Annotated in this window: 15 protein-coding genes; 3 read left to right on the top strand and 12 right to left on the bottom strand. The window is 57.4% G+C overall.

Annotated features, from left to right (window positions below; all coding sequences use genetic code 11):
• Nucleotides 1–258: 258 nt before the first annotated feature.
• The 3 genes from ACP26L_RS06910 to ACP26L_RS06900 all read right to left on the bottom strand — a co-directional run bounded on the left by ACP26L_RS06910 (nucleotide 259) and on the right by ACP26L_RS06900 (nucleotide 4,448).
• Entirely contained in the window at nucleotides 259–924 is a 666-nt protein-coding gene (locus ACP26L_RS06910; RefSeq protein WP_426451829.1) for a hypothetical protein, read from the bottom strand.
• Nucleotides 925–1,083: 159 nt separating this feature from the next.
• Entirely contained in the window at nucleotides 1,084–2,475 is a 1,392-nt protein-coding gene (gene ltrA, locus ACP26L_RS06905; RefSeq protein ID WP_426445489.1) for a group II intron reverse transcriptase/maturase, read from the bottom strand.
• 461 nt (nucleotides 2,476–2,936) lie between these two features.
• A complete protein-coding gene (locus ACP26L_RS06900; RefSeq protein WP_426451828.1) occupies nucleotides 2,937–4,448 on the bottom strand; it encodes an extracellular solute-binding protein in 1,512 nt (503 codons plus the stop codon).
• Between the two features lie 688 nt (nucleotides 4,449–5,136).
• Here ACP26L_RS06900 and ACP26L_RS06895 point away from each other — a divergent pair.
• Nucleotides 5,137–5,802, top strand: a complete 666-nt coding sequence (locus ACP26L_RS06895) for a glycoside hydrolase family 73 protein (RefSeq protein WP_426451827.1) — start codon at nucleotides 5,137–5,139, stop codon at nucleotides 5,800–5,802.
• A gap of 129 nt (nucleotides 5,803–5,931) precedes the next feature.
• On the opposite strand, the gene ACP26L_RS06890 is transcribed toward ACP26L_RS06895, so the two are convergent.
• Nucleotides 5,932–7,308: an aldehyde dehydrogenase gene (locus ACP26L_RS06890; RefSeq protein ID WP_426454839.1), complete on the bottom strand. Its 1,377-nt coding sequence runs from the start codon at nucleotides 7,306–7,308 to the stop codon at nucleotides 5,932–5,934.
• Between the two features lie 442 nt (nucleotides 7,309–7,750).
• On the opposite strand from ACP26L_RS06890, the gene ACP26L_RS06885 reads away from it, so the two are divergent.
• Together ACP26L_RS06885 and ACP26L_RS06880 are read left to right on the top strand one after the other, a co-directional pair.
• On the top strand, nucleotides 7,751–9,403 hold the full coding sequence (locus ACP26L_RS06885) for a rhamnogalacturonan acetylesterase (protein ID WP_426451826.1): 1,653 nt from the start codon (nucleotides 7,751–7,753) through the stop codon (nucleotides 9,401–9,403).
• Between the two features lie 343 nt (nucleotides 9,404–9,746).
• Entirely contained in the window at nucleotides 9,747–10,280 is a 534-nt protein-coding gene (locus ACP26L_RS06880; RefSeq protein WP_426451825.1) for a hypothetical protein, read from the top strand.
• A gap of 409 nt (nucleotides 10,281–10,689) precedes the next feature.
• On the opposite strand, the gene ACP26L_RS06875 is transcribed toward ACP26L_RS06880, so the two are convergent.
• The 8 genes from ACP26L_RS06875 to ACP26L_RS06840 all read right to left on the bottom strand — a co-directional run bounded on the left by ACP26L_RS06875 (nucleotide 10,690) and on the right by ACP26L_RS06840 (nucleotide 17,421).
• Nucleotides 10,690–11,139 carry a PTS sugar transporter subunit IIA gene (locus tag ACP26L_RS06875; RefSeq protein WP_426451824.1) on the bottom strand — a complete coding sequence of 150 codons (450 nt, stop codon included), beginning with the start codon at nucleotides 11,137–11,139 and terminating at the stop codon, nucleotides 10,690–10,692.
• A gap of 24 nt (nucleotides 11,140–11,163) precedes the next feature.
• Nucleotides 11,164–12,549 carry a PTS fructose transporter subunit IIC gene (locus ACP26L_RS06870; protein ID WP_426451823.1) on the bottom strand — a complete coding sequence of 462 codons (1,386 nt, stop codon included), beginning with the start codon at nucleotides 12,547–12,549 and terminating at the stop codon, nucleotides 11,164–11,166.
• Between the two features lie 28 nt (nucleotides 12,550–12,577).
• The gene (pfkB, locus tag ACP26L_RS06865) at nucleotides 12,578–13,534 is read right to left on the bottom strand and encodes a 1-phosphofructokinase (protein WP_426451822.1); all 957 of its coding nucleotides are present in this window, start codon (nucleotides 13,532–13,534) and stop codon (nucleotides 12,578–12,580) included.
• 3 nt (nucleotides 13,535–13,537) lie between these two features.
• Entirely contained in the window at nucleotides 13,538–14,332 is a 795-nt protein-coding gene (locus tag ACP26L_RS06860) for a DeoR/GlpR family DNA-binding transcription regulator (RefSeq protein WP_426451821.1), read from the bottom strand.
• A 330-nt stretch (nucleotides 14,333–14,662) separates the two neighbouring features.
• Nucleotides 14,663–14,887 carry a hypothetical protein gene (locus tag ACP26L_RS06855; RefSeq protein ID WP_426451820.1) on the bottom strand — a complete coding sequence of 75 codons (225 nt, stop codon included), beginning with the start codon at nucleotides 14,885–14,887 and terminating at the stop codon, nucleotides 14,663–14,665.
• 334 nt (nucleotides 14,888–15,221) lie between these two features.
• A complete protein-coding gene (locus tag ACP26L_RS06850) occupies nucleotides 15,222–15,992 on the bottom strand; it encodes an SDR family oxidoreductase (protein WP_426451819.1) in 771 nt (256 codons plus the stop codon).
• A gap of 35 nt (nucleotides 15,993–16,027) precedes the next feature.
• On the bottom strand, nucleotides 16,028–16,849 hold the full coding sequence (locus tag ACP26L_RS06845) for a MerR family transcriptional regulator (RefSeq protein ID WP_426451818.1): 822 nt from the start codon (nucleotides 16,847–16,849) through the stop codon (nucleotides 16,028–16,030).
• A gap of 170 nt (nucleotides 16,850–17,019) precedes the next feature.
• Nucleotides 17,020–17,421 carry a VOC family protein gene (locus ACP26L_RS06840; protein ID WP_426451817.1) on the bottom strand — a complete coding sequence of 134 codons (402 nt, stop codon included), beginning with the start codon at nucleotides 17,419–17,421 and terminating at the stop codon, nucleotides 17,020–17,022.
• Between the last annotated feature and the right edge of the window lie 14 nt (nucleotides 17,422–17,435).

The following is a 17,435-nucleotide window of genomic DNA, read 5'->3' as shown; positions in this document are numbered from 1 at the left end:
GTCCGGTGCCGCTGGTTTTATTCTCGTATACTCCCTTTGGACCATGCGAACTCTTGTGCAGCCCCCACCGGCTCACTCCAAGAAGGTTATATAGATTCAGTCCAATAGGTACTGGAGGTTCATCAATGAGGCATCATCACGTAACCCTTGGCCCTCCGTGATTCAAACACTCTAATCGTCTGGTGCTGCAAAGAAGCATCGCAGGTTACCTTGATGATCACCTCACTTTTGCGGCCCGCAAAAACGTTCGGCTTCTTTTTACTGACCGCTAAGGCAAAAAAGAAACCACTGCCAGTCCACAATGGCAGCTGCGCTGCTAAAATCGCCGAGGAACGAATAGAGCCAGGCACGAATGGCCATGGCCTTATAGCAAACAAAGATCCACCACGCCAAAACAAAGGTGCCCACAATCGTACTGCCACCATATAGCTGCCCCAAGCCGGGTGTTAAAATGGACCAGACCATCCCCGCCCAGGGATTTTTCTTATCCAGGATGATAACATCAAAAAAGCTAACATCTGAAGGTGTGATCGGTGCATCTTCAATTTCAGCCAGAACGTGACTTTTTTTGATCTCAACAGCATAACGGTAACTGTCCCAGATGCTGTATACATATACTCCAACATAAAGCAGAGCCCAGTCCTGATTGATTTGAGCCTTTGCCTCCTCGAATCTGCCGAGAAAGGATAAGGCAATCCCCATGTTCAGATTGGACAGGTCGTTTACCATGAGCTCCCATATGATCAGCACAAAACCATGCAGATACTTGCCCAAATACATATGCCCAAATCCTGGAAAAGCAGCTGACCACCAGGCCGAAATCCAAGGCGTGCGGGGATATACAGAGTTAATCCCAAAGACGGAGATATGCCCTTTGGCATAGCGGGGTTTTATGTCAGCTGACGGGAACTTCTGGTGCGGCATAAGTGATCTTCTCCTGCGCCTGGATGTCTTTGACTAATATAACCAATAACTGCCTTAGTTATTTCGCAGGGCTTGGAGCAATCGAGTAGGAGGAGGCGGCTAGCCTCCGTCCTCTCACACCACCGTACATGCGGGTCCGCATACGGCGGTTCCAAAAGGTTAACAAAGTTCCGAGTAACGAGAAAGCAAACTTTTAAGCCCTTTCGCTTCCCAGTAGGAAGTCGGGAGGGCATTGTTTGTGCTACGGGACATTTCCCACGGACCTCGACGGGAGTTTGCCAACATATAGGCAGCCCAGTTCGGAACGCCGAGCGCACGTAGTTCGCGAATGCGTGTCTTCACCCGTTTCCACTGTTTCCATAGACACATGCGGAGTCTTCTCCGAATCCACTTGTCAAAGGCTTGGCAGTGCGTCTTCGCCGAGGCTAGGCGAAAATAACCTAGCCAGCCCAGCATGTACTGGTTCAGGCGCCGGATGCGTTCCTCCATCGGTACAGGCTTGGTTCGGTTCGTCAGTTCCCGGACTTTCTCTTTGAATCGCGAAATTGTCTTAGGAGCCAGCCGAATCGTCGCCTGTTTGTTCGACAGGAAACTAAAGCCTAGGAATTTGCGGTTCCATGGCCGGTCCACTGCACTTTTATCCCGGTTCACTTTCAGTTTCAGCTTTCCTTCCACAAAGCGAATCACCGATTCCATCACGCGCTCCCCGGCTCGCTTGCTGGAGACAAAGATGTTGCAGTCGTCCGCATAGCGGACAAACCGCAGTCCCCGTCTTGTCAGTTCCTTGTCCAGATCGTCCAGCAGGATGTTCGCCAGAAGCGGACTGAGCGGACCGCCCTGCGGCGTGCCTTCCGGTGTGCGCTCCAACGCTCCATGCGACATGACTCCGGCGTTCAAATAGGAGCGGATGAGCTTCAGGACACGCTTGTCCTCCACCTTCCGTGCTACTCTAGCCATGAGCATGTCATGGTTCACCCGGTCAAAGAATTTCTCCAGATCCATATCCACGACCCATCTGAGGCCGCTTTGGATATAGCTTTGTGCCTGCTTTACGGCGTCATGCGCCCGTCTTCCCGGGCGGAAACCGTAGCTGTACCCCGAGAAATGTGCATCAAAAATCGGATTCATCACTTGCAGAAGCGCCTGCTGGAGAAAACGGTCCATTACGGTCGGGATGCCAAGCAGCCGTACACCGCCTCCGGGTTTGGGGATTTCCACCCGTTTGACTGGCGCGGGTCTGTAGCTTCCCGTCAGGAGGTTGGCTTTCACCTGTTCCCAGTGGGTTTTCAGGTAAGCTTGTAGCTCGGCTACCGTTACACCATCCACTCCGGGCGCTCCTCCGTTCTGTACCACTCGCTTGTAGGCGAGCCGAAGGTTGTGCCCTTCGAGCATCTTCTCCAGCAGCCTGCTCTGGCCTTTGCGAGAGAAAAGGTCGGCTTGTGCCGGCGAAGAACTCGGCGCTCCGGCATACCCTGGCGGCTTCACCGCTTCTCTCTGCCGCGAGCTCCCTTGCGGAATATTCTGCTGTCTCTGCTCTTCACGCGAACGCACCGGTTTCCTCTCTCCTTTCGGTTCAGCCCTTCCGCTTTCCGGCGTCCCGTACTCGCGTACTATGGCCTCTGCTGACTCCTGCGGATTCAGCGCGGCTTCTCAGCCGCGGTTACGAAGTCACTTCGCGTATCCGCAGGCCTCCCCAGATAAGAACGCCATCTGTCTGCCCGCGACCACCTAAGTTTACAGCATCAGCCCTTGGCGGCTTTGGATTTCGTCTTGTCTTGGAGACTCATCCGACTGACACTGCCTCAAATTAGGTTCGTGTACCTTGGCCCGTGCATTTGCCTCCGGCTTCCTTCAGATTCCGCCTCACGGCCGACACCCTTGCCCTTGGCTAACGGTAGGCGCTCGCCAGCCCCCGTTCGGGACTCTCACCCTAGAGATGGCGCCCATGCTGGGCGTACAAAAAAACAGGATGACTGAGTGATGCTCAGCCATCCTGCCTTTGTTGTCCGCCCTTACTTGCCGCCGTTCTTGTACTGCTCGTTGTATTCGTCGATGATCTTCTGGCCGCCGTCTTTCTTCCACTTGTCGACTGCCGCCTTAAAGCCGGCTTCGTCGATTTTGCCCAGGATGAACTGGTACGTAGCGTCCCTGATGATGTCCTGCAGACGGTTCCCCGTCGAGTTGTATGTCGGCGAGTCCAGAGCCGCCGTCGGGTCTTGTACCATGAACTTCTCTGCCGCGATCGACAGGTTGTTCGCTTTCTCATGAGCAGGCAGTGAATAAAGCGCAGGCTTCACGTTCGTTGTCTCGTAGAGAGCCAGGTTCAGGTAAGGTCTGACTTCCTTCTCGATGAGCTTCGGATCCTGTGCCGGCTGCACTTTGCCATCCTTCAAAGTATAGTGTTCGTTCTCAATACCATACTTCAGCAGATCGGCCACTTCCGGAGAATAGAACTTGTCCATAACACCGAGAATCCGCTTCAGCTCGTTCTCCGTCTTGATTGCGGATTTAGGGAACACCACTACCGTGCCATAGCCGGAGAGACCCCAGGATACATTTTTACCGTCTACGCCTTTAATTTCGTTCGTTACGTCGTACATTGCATCCGGAACGTTCTTGGCTGTCTTCTCCTGCATCGTCTTCACGTCGCCCATCGTACCGATATACATGCCCGATTTGCCGGAGTACATCAGGTTCTGCTGGTCGGTTTTACTGGTTACAGGGAAGTCTTGGTTGATCAGGCCTTCCTTGTGCAGCTTCTGGAAGAACTTCATGGTATCGACATAGCCCTTGGTTTCGAATTCTGGTACAAGCTTGCCATCCACGACACCCCAGTTGTTAGGTGTGCCGAAGTACATGGAGACCGTCTTGAAAGCACCGTATACAAGGTCGCTGCGGTCAGCCAGTGGAATCGTGTTGCCTTTGCCGGCTGCGTCGCTTTCCTTGAACTTCTTCAGCATGTTGTAAATATCATCTGCGGTCTGGGGTGCGGCCAGGCCGAGTTTGTCCGCCCAATCTTTACGATAAATAATACCGGTACGCGAAGGCTGGCGCTCCTGATACAGCGTGTAGATCTTGCCGGCGACCGCCGTATTCTTCAGCGTCTCCTGGTTCAGGCTCTTCAGGTTCGGATAATCCTTCAGCAGCGGACCGACCTCCCAGAACTGGCCGTCCTTCATCGCGTCTCTCATGAGAATGAAGGAAGCCTGGTTTTTCAGGTACACCACCTGAGGAAGGGTACCGGTAGCGAAGGAAGCTTGGAACTTCTCATCATAGGAACCGTCCGGAATCCACGAGATCTCGAGCTGGGAGTTCGTCTTCTCCTCAATGAGTTTCTCCAGCTTATCCGACGGAACCTCCGGAGTCTGCAGGTTCGCCATCATCGTGATTTTAACGGGACCTGTATCTGCGGCCGCATCGCCTGCAGCGCCCCCGTCCGTTTTATTCGCGCAGCCTGCGAATACCGAAGCTGCTAACGTAAGCGCACAGAATGCACTGAGTTGTTTGAAACGCTGTGTCTTCATTCTCTTTCTTCCTCCCCTATGAGCTTCCTGTCTGAGCATTGAGCCTTGCGTCTCTCTGCCTCTTATAGTAAACCCTTTGCCGGATTACATCCATAATCTCTGGATTATATCTTGCCTCAGCCCCCGCTTGGGGTGCGGCTTTGCCTCTCAATCTGAGACAATGATTATCCCCGTCAAACTTCGACAAAAAAGAAGCATCCGACCGGACAGGCAGGGCCGTTTGGGAGCTATCTTTCACCGGGTATATCCGTGTTGGACGGAATCGAAACGGAAAGCATGCATCCCTCCCCTCCGGCAATCAAGCTCGCCGCGCGTAACGATGGGGTATACTTTCTGGGGGACGTGAACGACCTTACGGAGCACGCGTCGGAGCCGGCAAACCTTCAGCTGTCCTTCGGTCCCCCGACTCTCCTTATGAACAGGTCTGTCTCCCAAGTGCAGTGATGAGCTCCCCTGCATTCTATGCTTTTCTATGCTCCCCAGCAATACTCCCGGCGGCCATGGGGCGGAATAGATGCGATCTGATCTAATTAGATGCGATCTGATCTAATGATTATCGGTGGAATCGCGGGATGCATCTCCTGTACAGCTGCCTGTCCGGTGCATTCGCATTGGTTCCCATGGGACGGTCCCTGCATATCCTGATAGCGTAAGGCTGCAGAACTGCACATCACAGGGGGTGATGAGAATGAAGCCTCAGGAGTTCTTCGACCTGCTTGGTCCGGCCGCGGCGGCCGAACAGATCGAGCATGGCATCTTGGCCTCGGTCACATTGGCCCAAGCTGCACTGGAGAGCGGCTACGGCGCCTACGCGGAAGGCAACAACTTGTTCGGGATCAAGGCCAAGGGCTCCGCGAACAGCGCCAACCAGACGACCAGCGAGTATATTGACGGGGAATGGAGACAGATCGTCGACAGCTTCCGCGTCTACGGCACCTGGGCGGAGAGCATCCGGGATCACAGCGAATTTCTGCTCGAGAACCCCATCTATACCAGGGCCGGCGTATTCACCCGTTCGCGGGCACTCGATTATAAGGGAACGGCGAGAGCACTGCAGAGCGCAGGGTACGCTACGGACCCGGACTATGCGAACAAGCTTATTTCGATTATCGACAAATACAAGCTGCAGGAGTGGGATCTGCAGGCAGCGGAGGAAGGGGGATGGATACCGATGAGACTGCAGCACGATTGGCAGTGGAAGCAGCTGGGGGATGCCCTGCAGGGACTGCTTGACCAAGGGGTCATCACCGACCCGGCCTGGGCCCGGAAGGCATACAGCAAGCAGCTTACCCTGACGGAGCTGACCTGGCTCAATGCGATCATCCTGGCGCGGCAGAGCGGCGTCAAAGTGTAGGGATCGTGTTCACCGGCACCGAGCGAATGCCGGGTATCCTTTCTGTTCTTTCAAAAAAAGTCTGCCAAGCCGCTTAGGCCGGGCAGACTTTTCGCTTGATAGGGCAAGTGTGCGCTATCTTGAAGAGGCTTATTTCATGAATCTTCGCATAAGCTTCAAGCCGCTCTTGGCCGAAGGGTACCGGAAGGCGATATCGAATAGAGTCGTCTGCTTCAGCACGCTTTTGAAATGGGAGAACGCCTTGAAGCTGCTCTCGCCGTGATAGCTGCCCATCCCGCTCTCCCCCACACCGCCGAAGGGCAGATGAGGCGTCGCGATGTGCATCAGCGTATCGTTGATGCAACCTCCGCCGAACGGAACCTTCTCCACCACCTCGCGCTGCACGCCGGCATCCTCCGTAAAAAGGTACAGGGCCAGCGGCTTCGGCCTCGCGTTCACCGCCGCAATCGTCTCCCCGATCTCGCGGTAAGTCAGCACCGGCAGGATCGGGCCGAAAATCTCCTCCTGCATCACCGGCGCTTCCGGGCTGACGCCGTCCAGCACCGTCGGAGCGATGCGCAGCGCCTCGTCGTCCGACTGTCCGCCAAAGACCGCCCGCCCGTCGCCGAGGAAGCGCACCAGCCGGTCATAATGCCGGCGGGATACGATCCGGCCGTAATCGGGACTTCGCAGCGGCTCTCTGCCGTAGAACTCCTCCACGGCCCCCCGCAGGTGACGGAGGAATTCGTCCTTGACCTCCTCATGGACGAGCAGATAGTCCGGTGCGATGCAGGTCTGGCCGCTGTTGGCGAATTTGCCGAAAGCCACCCGTTTGGCGGCCAGCTCCAGCTTCGCATCGCGGTGGACGATGCATGGGCTTTTGCCCCCGAGCTCCAGCGTCACGGGAATCAGCCGCTTCGCAGCCGCCTCCATGACGATCCTGCCGACCGGAACGCTGCCGGTGAAGAAGATGTAATCGAAGGGCTGCCGCAGCAGCTCCGTCGTCTCCTCGACGCCGCCTTCGATGACCGCGACCACCTCGGGAGCGAAGGTATCCGCGACGAGGCGGGCGAGCAGCGACGAGACGGCAGGCGTCAGCTCGGAGGGCTTCAGCACGGCCGTATTGCCTGCGGCTATCGCACCGACGAGCGGCGAGAGCGCCAGCTGGAACGGATAGTTCCAGGGCGCGATGATAAGAGCCGTGCCGTAAGGCTCGGGAACGATGACGCCGCGGGAGCCGACGTGCGTCAGAGCGGTCTTTACCTTCCTTGGCTTTGCCCAGCCCTTCATACGCTTGCTTACGAAACGGATCTCTTCGAGCAGGAAGCCGATCTCCGTCGAATAAGCCTCGAGCTCCGACTTGCCGAGGTCCGCCCTCAGAGCGGCGATGATGTCGGCCTCATATCTCTTCACCGCCCCGCGAAGCGCGTCCAGATGGGCCTGCCGGACGGCAAGAGAACGGGTTAAGCCCCGGTTAAAATGGTCTTTCTGTTGTATGATCACGGATCGGATCCGCTCCGAGTCCATTCCTCTCACCTCGTTCATTCTCCCGTATTCCCCCCTACTCTATCCCAAGGCTCCCATGCCGTCAAATCGACCCCGCCCCTCTCGATTCCTAGCGGTTGACTTTAGTCCACTTACAATTTCACACTATCTAATCCACATATTCCCTGAATTTTGGAGAAAAAACACTGATTTTTGTACTTACCTCGAAGCGGATTTCCATTACAGTAGATTCCATGGGACAACCCTAGCCACAGATTACCGAAAAGGAGGGAATGCTCACCATCCTCTTGCATGCGCTTACATCATGAGAACAAGCTGCCTTCATCTTTTTACTCTATTCAAGCAAAGGAGCCTGTTGATATCCGCCCCAATGAACCGTACCGAACCAAGCCGGCCCTTCGGGCCATGCTCTAACCCTTGCCTAATCCATAGAAGAAAGAGGTGCCCCTCCATGTACAAGTTCATGAGTCAAAACATCTTCAAGACCGTCTCCGCCGTCCTGCTCAGCGCCGCGCTCGGTGCCGGCAGCCTGCCGGCCGGACTCCCGTCCGTCCAGGCGGCCGATTCCGCCGATGCTGCAGGCACAGCAGCCAAAAGAAGCCTGCTGCTGCTCGACTGCGGACCAGGGACAGCCGCTCCGGGCTATACCCGGCTCCAGCCCTCCACACTCTACAAGTCCTCGTCCGGCTTCGGCTTCCTGAACCCGAAGCTCGTCACCGGCGCTGACCGGGGCACACCGGATGCGCTCCGCGGCGACTTCTGCGCGCCGAAGAGCCCGCTGCGTGCCGACGTGCCGAACGGCGAGTACCAGGTGACGATCCTCTCGGGCGACAGCGCCGAGGCTTCATCCACTTCCGTGACTGCCGAAGGTACCGTCAAGGCCGACTTCACTGCCCCGGCCGGCCAGTACGACCAGAAGACGCTTACCGTTCCGGTCACCGACCGCAGGCTCGATCTCGAGTTCGGCGGAACGGAGCGGCGGATCAATGCGATCGAGATTTCCCGCGTGTACAAGTTCGATTTCGGACCGGGTGCCGTGGAGCAGGGCTACACGCCGGTCAGACAGACAAGCGCCTACAGTGGTGCGGTGGGCTACGGCTTCTCCGATGTCACCAAGGTGACCTACGGGGCGGACCGCGGCGCACCGGATGCCCTCCGCGGCGACTACCTCGGAGCGGATGGAGCCGCGTTCCTGCTTGATCTGCCGAACGGGGACTACGAGGTCAGCCTGATTTCCGGCGACCAGACGGAAGCCAACCTCGTGGACATCAAGGCCGAGGGAATCTATAGAGCCCGGGCGCTGGCGGCCGCCGCTGGCGAATTCAGCACGGCGAACTTCAACGTCGCCGTGATTGACGGCCAGCTCAGCATCGAAGTGCTCGGCGCCGTGCCGCGCCTGAACTCCCTTGTCGTCAAGAAGCGGCCCAACCGCGTGAAGGGGGACAAGCCGACGGCTTACCTGGCCGGCGATTCGACCGTTCAAACGTACAGCTCCCGCTACTATCCGCAGGCCGGATGGGGCCAGAAGATCGGTGAATACTTCACGGACGACGTCATCTTCGCCAACAAAGCGATCGGCGGCCGCAGCTCCCGCAGCTTCGTGAACGACGGCCGCCTCGATACGATTCTGAACGAGATCCGGCCCGGTGACTACCTGTTCGTCCAGTTCGGCCACAATGACGCGTCCTCCAATCCGGAACGCTACGCCGCACCTTACACGACCTACAAGGAGTACCTCAAGATGTACCTGGACGGCGCCAAGCAGCGGGGAGCGACTCCGGTTCTCGTGACGCCGGTTGGCCGCCGCAGCTGGGATGCGAACGGCCTGTTTAAGAACGACTTCCCGGACTACTACGCTGCCATGAAGCAGGTAGCTGAAGAGCAGAACGTGCAGCTGCTGGACCTCAACTCACGCAGCATCGCTTTTTACAACACGGTAGGCATTGAGGAAACCAAGGCTCTCTTCCTGTGGCTCGAGCCGGGAGTGTACCCGAACTTCCCGAACGACGTGCAGGACAACACGCACTTCCAGGAAGCCGGTGCCGTTGAGATCGCCCGGCTCGTCACCGAGGGGATCCGTGATCTGCAGCTGGGGATTGCTGCTTTTATTAAGTAGGGGCGCTTGGCGCTCGGGTCTATCTTTTTGCGCTCGGACGCTCGGGTCTATCTTTTTGCGCTCCGTTGTGCTTCGCACAAAGGTCGCTATCAAAAAGATAGATCCTCGCTGGCAGGGGAACACGTAACTCCTTTTTGCGCTACATTGTGCTTCGCACAAAGGTCGCTATCAAAAAGAATAAGGGAATAGGGGCGCTCCCCAACGGAGCGTCCCTTTGTTATGCGCAGGGTTCCCCATGCGGCCGAAATGACAGGGCCCTGGCTTTGAATAGGCTGAACTGCAACCTTGGAGCAAATCGCGGCGTCCGTTACTTATCATGCTATTAGACAGGAGCGTTGAGAAAATGACGGTTAGGTTTAAATGCAGCAAACGCTCCTTTACTCTCTTCGCGGCGCTTTTTCTGGTCATTGTACTGTATGGGGCCAGCCGGCTCTATCTCCTGCTGGGACCGCGCGAAGCCCATTATGTGCTCACCGCCAGTACTTCCCTGACGGAAGAAACGCTCGGCGGCTTCCAGCTCGGCCAGCGTATCGATGCCATAGATCCGCCGCCGGTGCCTGATACTAACAACAGCGTCCTGGATTATTACCGGTATGCTGACGGCACGACGGTTGCTGCTGAACCCGGTACGCCCCGTGTCGTACGCATTATCCTTCCTTCCGGTTCGAAGGCGGCGCTTCAGACCTCCAAGGGCATTGGAATAGGAGATCCTGCTGCCAAGGCCCTGGCCGTTTATGGCGACCATTACTATCGCCGTTCTGAACAGGGCGCCGAAATCATCGGATATATCGATAAATTGAACCACTCCACCCTTGAATTTTGGCTCGACGGCGATACGGTATCCATGATCCGATTGGATTCGGACGAGCTGAAGTAGTGTTTGTGATGTTTTGCATCAGATCATTTCAAAAGCAGCATAGTTACGGGGGTTATCCGATGAAAAACATCATATACACTGAAAAGTGAGCCAAAAAAACCAGGCAATGCGGAACAAACGATACAAAACATCAGATAACCCGGGGGAGACAAGGACTTAGACATTTATATGATGTTTTGTATCGCATACCGGTTGTCTAAGACCCGAAGACAGCCCGGGACCGCCAGGATCGGAGCGCCATAGACCTCCGCTTCTGTATATTACCGATACAAGCATCCTTTTGTGTGAGAGAGTATTCAGGAGTCCACCTGAGACACAGCACAAACAGCAATAAAAAAGAACCGCAGCCTCCGCTGCAGTCCCTTTTACCGTACAACCAACCTATGTTGAAGCGTCGCAGCTTCTTTGATTAAAAATCCAGCGCCTTCAGCACATCTTCCGCCGAAGCGGCATCCGCCAGCGTTTGGCGGAACGACTCATGGATGAGCTTGCGCGCCAGCGTAGTCAGAATCTTGAGGTGCTCCTGCCCCGCCTGCTCGACCGGTACGCCGATCAGGAAAGCCATCGTCACCGGCTGGCCGTCCATCGACTCCCACTCGACCGGCTCCGCGAACTTCGCGAAGGCCAGGGCCGCCGACTTCACGCCGGACGACTTGCCGTGTGGGATCGCTACGCCGAAGCCGATGCCTGTCGACGAGCTGCTCTCACGGAGGAGCACGTCCTTCACATACTGGTCCTGGTCGCTGAGGAAGCCGGCGTTTCCGACCAGGGCGGCCATCTTGGCAATCGCTTCTTCCTTCGTCGCTGCCGTCATGTTCAGTTCAATCGTTTCGGTACGCAGAATGCTTGCAATGTTCATCTCTATTCTCTCCTTACGCAGCCCTTAGGCTGTGGTTTTGTTGGATTTAAGCAGATTCACTGTAATGGCCGTTACCACCATGCCTGCCGCTATCGCGATAGCATAGAGCAATACATGCTCGACCGCGTGCGGGATCGCCATCACGAAAATCCCGCCGTGCGGCGCCTTCAGCGTCACATGAAACGCCATCGACAGAGCCCCGGTAACCGCCGAGCCGGCCACGATGCTCGGAATGACGCGCAGCGGATCGGCCGCGGCGAACGGGATAGCCCCTTCCGTGATGAACGAGATCCCGAGGATGGAAGCCGCCTTGCCCGCTTCGCGCTCTTCCTTCGTGTACTTCTTCGGTGCCAGCATCGTTGCGAGCCACAGCCCCAGCGGAGCCGTCATGCCTGCGGCCATTACCGCAGCCATCGGCGCATATACGGAGCTGCCGAGCAGCCCGATTGCGAAGGTGTACGCGGATTTGTTCACCGGCCCGCCCATATCGAACGCCATCATGGCGCCGAGGATGAGGCCGAGCAGAATCGCATTGGTCGAGCCCATGCCCGTCAGCCAAGCCGTCAGGCCGTCCATGACCGCCTTCAGCGGGCTGCCGATGACGTAGACCATGAGCAGGCCGACGGTCAGCGTGGAGAGCAATGGGATGAGCAGGATCGGCTTCAGGCCTTCGAAGTTCTTCGGCAGCTTGAGGTACTGCTTCAAACCCTGCGCGATATAGCCGGCCAGGAAGCCGGAGATGATGCCGCCAAGAAAGCCCGCGCCAAGCTGGGAAGCGAGCATGCCGCCGACAAGACCCGGCGCCAGGCCGACCCGGTCGGCGATCGAGAATGCGATGAAGCCCGAGAGAATCGGAACCATGAGGGCGAAGGCCGCTCCACCACCGATATTCATGAGGGCGGCTGCCAGAGTGCCTTCCTGCTTGAAGGCCTCGATGCCGAAGACGAACGACAGCGCGATGATCAGACCGCCGGCTACCACGAGCGGCAGCATGTTCGATACGCCGGTCATCAGGTGCTTATACAGACCCGAGCGCTGCTTACTCCGCTCTTCCTTCGCCTGCTCCACCTGCGCGATGGCATCCCCTGCGGACACCTGCTTGGCTTCCTTCGCCAGCGCCTGATCGAGCAGCCCGTTCGGGTTCTTGATCGCTTCGGCGACCGCCACCTTCACGATGTTCTTACCGGCGAAGCGGGCTTCCTGCACGTCCGTGTCGGCCGCAATGATGACCGCATGCGCCTCGCGGATCTCCTCATCCGTGAGGCCGTCCTCGACCCCCATCGCTCCGCGCTTTTCCACCTTGAGCGGAATGCCGCGGGTCCCTGCCGCCTGCTCCAATGCTTCCGCCGACATATACGTATGTGCGATTCCCGTAGGACACGCCGTAACGGCCAATATCTTTTTCTCCATGGTGAATTCCTCCAGTTCCAATGTAGCCTTACAGTGGATGCACTCCGATTGAATGTACCTCGACCCGGTGAACATGCTCCTGCACTTCGGCGAGCGTGCACAGCTGGGTGCCTTCCTTGGAAGCGGTCAAGGTGCCGGCCGCAGCCGTCCAAGCCGCTATATCGCGCAGTCCCTTGTCCTGCAGCAGGCAGTGTACCAGGCAGGCGACCATGGAATCCCCGGCGCCCACCGTGCTTTTGACGGTGATCTCAAAAGGCTTCACCCGGTACGCTTCCTCCCCGCTGACAGCCATGGAGCCCGCTTCGCCCATCGATACGATAACGATCGACACGCCCTGCCCAAGCAGCTCCCTCGCCGCTCCGACGATCTCCTCATCCGAACCCAGCGTCCGGCCGAGCAGCCGCTCCAGCTCGTGAATGTTCGGCTTGACCGCGAACGGAACCGCTTGCAGCCCTTCCCGAAGCGCTTCGCCATCCGCATCCAGCACCGTCTTCACTCCGTGCTCCCGGGCAATGCCGGCAAGCCGGGCATAGATCGTGTCGGGCACGCCCGGCGGGATGCTTCCGCCCAGAATCAGGTACGAGACATCCTGCAGCTGCGCGGTAAAATCCCAGATGAAAGCAGCCAGCTCCGCCTCCGTCACTTCCGCTCCCGCTTCGTTAATCTCCGTCGTCAACTCCTTCGACGAGTCGACGATCTTTAGGTTCGTCCGCGTCCGGCCCTGCACAGGCGTGAAGCTTGCCGCAATGCCGTCCCGCTTCAGGTATCCCATCAACGCCTCGCCTTCGGCGCCTCCGCTCCAGCCGGCCGCCGTAACTCCAACGCCGAACTCGTGCAGCAGACGGGCTACGTTAATCCCTTTGCCCCCGGGATCGAGCCGCACTTCCGACGTCCGGTTCAGCGAACCGACCCGCAGCTCGGGCAGCACAATCGTCTTGTCAATCGACGGGTTCAACGTTACCGTCAGTACTTCCGATTTGGTCATGGTCTAATCATTCCTATCCGTATCTACCGTCACTACCGTGATGCCGCGGCTGCGAAGGCTTTTGATATCATTCTCGGGGATGCCCCCGTCCGTGATGCACGTGTGGACCTGCTCGAGCTCCCCGAACTTGGCAAAATGCGTCCGTCCGAACTTCGACGAATCCGTTACGAGCACCACTTCCTGTGCGCAGGAGATCATCCTGCGCTTGATCGCCGCTTCGGCCATCGTCGGCGTCGTCAATCCCTGCACGGGATCCACTCCGTTGGTGGCGATGAAGCACTTATCCACCCGGATCAGGCCGAGGCTCTGCTCGGTGAACATCCCGACCATGGACTGCGTCTGGGCCCGGAACGTTCCGCCCAGGAAGATCAGCTCGATCCCCGGGTGGTGGTCCAGATGCTGGGGAGAAATGACGGCATTGGTGACGACCGTCAGCTGTTGAAACGCTTTCAATTCCTGCAAAATATAGAATGTCGTCGTCCCCGAATCCAGCAGCACCGTGTCTCCCTCGCGAATCCACTCTACCGCCTTGCGGGCGATGGCCTGCTTCTCGCGCTGGTACTGCACTTCCTTCTCGCGGAAGCTCGGCTCGAGGTTCACCCCGTTCTTCACGGCGATCTTGTTCGACACCGCGCCGCCATGTGTGCGCTTGAGCAGCCCGGCCTCTTCGAGCTCCCGCAAATCCCGGCGGACCGTGGATTCGGACACTTCGAGGCTCTGGCTCAGTTCGACCACGTCGACCCGTTCCTCGCGTTCGAGCCGTTCCATGATCTTCGTTTTTCTCTCTTCTCCGAACACGGAATCCTTTCACCCTCCATCGGCAATGCACATGATTTTAAACTAACCTGCTCTAACCTGACTATATCTGCTCATTTATGATTATCTATGCTTGAATTTGATTATATACCTTTTGTAATCGTTGTCAACAATCAATTTTCGTTCACATTCAATCAGAGTTGTTCATAAGCAGTCTACCTTCCCTATTTTTCCCGTATCACTGCACAATCACCAAGTTTCGCTGCTCATAAAAAAATAATAAAAGCCATCGCGTTGTTACCTTAGATGCATTGAATGGGGCTGGAGATATTGGCGCAAAAAAACACCCCCCCGAATGATGGGAGGGCGTACTTATTGTTCCTTCCTTCGTTCCGACAAGATGAGGTACGCCAAACCGGTGAGGAACAAGATCACACTGATGAGATCCGGCACCCAACCGACCGTCTTATAATATTCGAAGAAGTAAACCGTTTGTCTTATATAGCTAAGAGTGGTGATAGCCGTAGCAACCAGTTTGGCGCTGAAAACAAAGACGGCCATGAAACAAAACATCACACCTGCGAATCTTTGGTTCAAAGAGATCGCTCCTTCCTTACGGCCTAAATTCGTACACAGCTCACTAAGAAAGCTTCAACTTCATTGAAATCTTATACTTTCTTATATCTTAAGAGCAAAAAGCCCCCTTGGGGCTTCCCGCATCACACGGAAGAAGGGCGGCTGATGCAAGCTTCAACGATTTATTGTCTATTAACGCCGTGACGATTTCTCGACTCTCCAACTTATGATTCCCGATGGTCGCGATCCTAGGGCGGCAACCCTTTCAGGCTGTTCTACTCCCCGGCTCCCGCATTACCGCTGTCAGCCACTCCCCGCCGCTTCTTCCCTTTCCTGCTTCCCTGCCTCGCCGCGCTTACAAATGCGAACCGCCGGTCGCATCGATCATCTGGACCGTCACCCAGCGGCTGTCGTCCGAGGCCAGGAAGCCTGCGATATCGGCAATATCGCCCGGCTGCCCCACACGGCCCAGGGCGGACATCTCCGAGGCGAACTTCCAAGCCTGGGGCTCATGCAGCCAGGCGGCATTCATCTCGGTATCAACAATGCCCGGCAGGATCGCATTGACCGTGATGCCCCGGGGACCGAGCTCCTTGGCGAGCGTCAGCGTCAGCGTGTTCAGCGCTCCTTTGGTCATGTTGTAGGCCGCCAGGTCCGGATACGCAATCCGGGTTACGCCCGAGGAGATGTTGATGATGCGCCCGCCATCCCTCATTCTCGGCAGAGCTCCCTGGATCAGAAAAAACGGGGCCTTGACATTCACCGCCATCAGCTCGTCGAACATGGCCTCCGTCGTCTCGCCGATCTTCGCCCGGGTGCCAATCCCGGCATTGTTGACCAAGATATCGAGCTTGGCTTCACCCGTCAGCTCGGCCAGCTTCGCCTCCAGCTGCCCCCACATCGCGTCGATGCTCTGCAGGCTCCCGAGATCGGCCCCCACCGTGAAAGCCAATCCGCCCTCTGCCTTGATGCGTGCGGCCGCTTCCTCCGCGGCTTCCTTCCGGCTGCCATAATGAATGGCTACCACAGCCCCATCCCGGGCCAGCCGCTCTGCGATGCCTCTTCCAATCCCGCGGCTCGCACCTGTCACCAAAGCCGCTTTGCCTTTCAAACCGCCTGTATTCATCCTCGATCTCCTCCTTCATCATGGTTCCGTCTTCGTCAGTCTATGATCCGTTCTACGGGGATCAGCAGCTCCGCATGACGCAGCGCTCCGGTGCCCTCCCCTTCCGCTTCAGGGTAGAACAGCTCCCGCTGGGGAAGCCCATCCGCGATCCGGCATCCGTTCGTCTCGATCCACCGGGCCAGCTGGGAAGAGGCTCTGCATACGCCCCAGGGGTCGCAGCGGTGCAGGAACGAGGCGACGAGCGGCATCTCCGGCAGGGCTGTCACTCGAAAGCGGCCGTCCTCCCTGATGCGTTTTCCCAGCAGGATGCCGACCTCGATATCCACCCGGCCGTCCGGCAGGCCGCAGTCATGCCACTGCACCACCAGCGGGCCGGGTGCAGCCCCCTGCTCCCGCGCATACCGCTCCGCCTCCGCAGCAAGCTGGCCGATATGGGATCTTGGAACCTGGACCCGAAGGGTCGCGGCCAGTTCCGCGTCAATGCTTTTGAACACCGGTTCGCTGACCGGCGCCTTCCCTTCCTCCAGGCGGATCTGCTGCACCCGCGCTTCGATCCGGGCCAGCCGCGCCTGCTCCTCGAGTACCTTCTGCTGCAGCTCCGCCTGCTTCAGCCGCAGCATGCCGTTGATTTCCTCGCACGATACCTCGTCGAGAATCGGTCCGATCTGCTCGAGCGTGAAACCGAGATCCTTGAACGCCAGGATCCGGTGCAGCCGGTACAGCTGGTCGGCCGTGTAATAGCGGTAGCCTGAATCCCCGTCCGTATGGGCGGGCCTCAGCAGCCCGATCTGATCGTAATACCTCAGCGTTTTCACCGATACCCGGCTGAGCTTTGAGAAATCACTGATTTTGAACATGCGCGCACATCCCTTCCTATTTCCTCTCCTTCACTGGTTGATCGAGGCCTCTGAAGCGACTATATACCTTCCCCTATAGGGGAGAGTCAAGAGGAATTTTCCTTTTTTTCCAATCTGCACTGCAGTCACAATAAAAAGCCCGACCTGCGCGATCGGGCATCTTCCCATCCTTATGAAATGTCCTGCTGCCCCATGTCGGAATCGGGGTTAAACTGCAGCACTCCCCCCAAATTCCCTTCCGGATCATAAAACTTGAGCACCCAGGCGAAGCCGTCATTGCGGTACAGCTGAATCCGCGTGCCCAACTCCTTCAAACGGTCATGAAGCTCATGAATCCGCTCCGTCCGGTATAACAACACCGGAAAATCCGTACCGTTCACCGTATAATGCGCATAGGTCGTCTCATCATCGGTCTGCCAAAGCATCAAAACCGGACCTTCCGGCAGGGTCAGGAAGGCGGTGCTTCCTCCGTCGCGGTTCGCCAGCCGAAAGCCCAGCTCCTCGGTATACCACTTGATGGCCCGGTCCATCTCACGCACGGGAATCTGCATATGCTCAAGCGAAGTAAGCAAGCTCCCATTCTCCT

The organism is Paenibacillus sp. S-38 (assembly GCF_049942825.1).
Lineage (GTDB): Bacteria > Bacillota > Bacilli > Paenibacillales > NBRC-103111 > Paenibacillus_G.
The sequence above is the reverse complement of the archived record's forward strand: the minus strand, read 5'-3'. Positions and strand labels throughout refer to the sequence as shown.

Excerpts from the sequence above, each read along its gene's own strand:
- ACP26L_RS06910 (WP_426451829.1), bottom strand. The coding sequence starts at position 924 with ATGCCGCACCAGAAGTTCCCGTCAGCTGACATAAAACCCCGCTATGCC.
- ACP26L_RS06900 (WP_426451828.1), bottom strand. The coding sequence starts at position 4,448 with ATGAAGACACAGCGTTTCAAACAACTCAGTGCATTCTGTGCGCTTACG.
- ACP26L_RS06895 (WP_426451827.1), top strand. The coding sequence starts at position 5,137 with ATGAAGCCTCAGGAGTTCTTCGACCTGCTTGGTCCGGCCGCGGCGGCC.
- ACP26L_RS06890 (WP_426454839.1), bottom strand. The coding sequence starts at position 7,308 with ATGGACTCGGAGCGGATCCGATCCGTGATCATACAACAGAAAGACCAT.
- ACP26L_RS06885 (WP_426451826.1), top strand. The coding sequence starts at position 7,751 with ATGAGTCAAAACATCTTCAAGACCGTCTCCGCCGTCCTGCTCAGCGCC.
- ACP26L_RS06880 (WP_426451825.1), top strand. The coding sequence starts at position 9,747 with ATGACGGTTAGGTTTAAATGCAGCAAACGCTCCTTTACTCTCTTCGCG.
- ACP26L_RS06875 (WP_426451824.1), bottom strand. The coding sequence starts at position 11,139 with ATGAACATTGCAAGCATTCTGCGTACCGAAACGATTGAACTGAACATG.
- ACP26L_RS06870 (WP_426451823.1), bottom strand. The coding sequence starts at position 12,549 with ATGGAGAAAAAGATATTGGCCGTTACGGCGTGTCCTACGGGAATCGCA.
- pfkB (WP_426451822.1), bottom strand. The coding sequence starts at position 13,534 with ATGACCAAATCGGAAGTACTGACGGTAACGTTGAACCCGTCGATTGAC.
- ACP26L_RS06850 (WP_426451819.1), bottom strand. The coding sequence starts at position 15,992 with ATGAATACAGGCGGTTTGAAAGGCAAAGCGGCTTTGGTGACAGGTGCG.
- ACP26L_RS06845 (WP_426451818.1), bottom strand. The coding sequence starts at position 16,849 with ATGTTCAAAATCAGTGATTTCTCAAAGCTCAGCCGGGTATCGGTGAAA.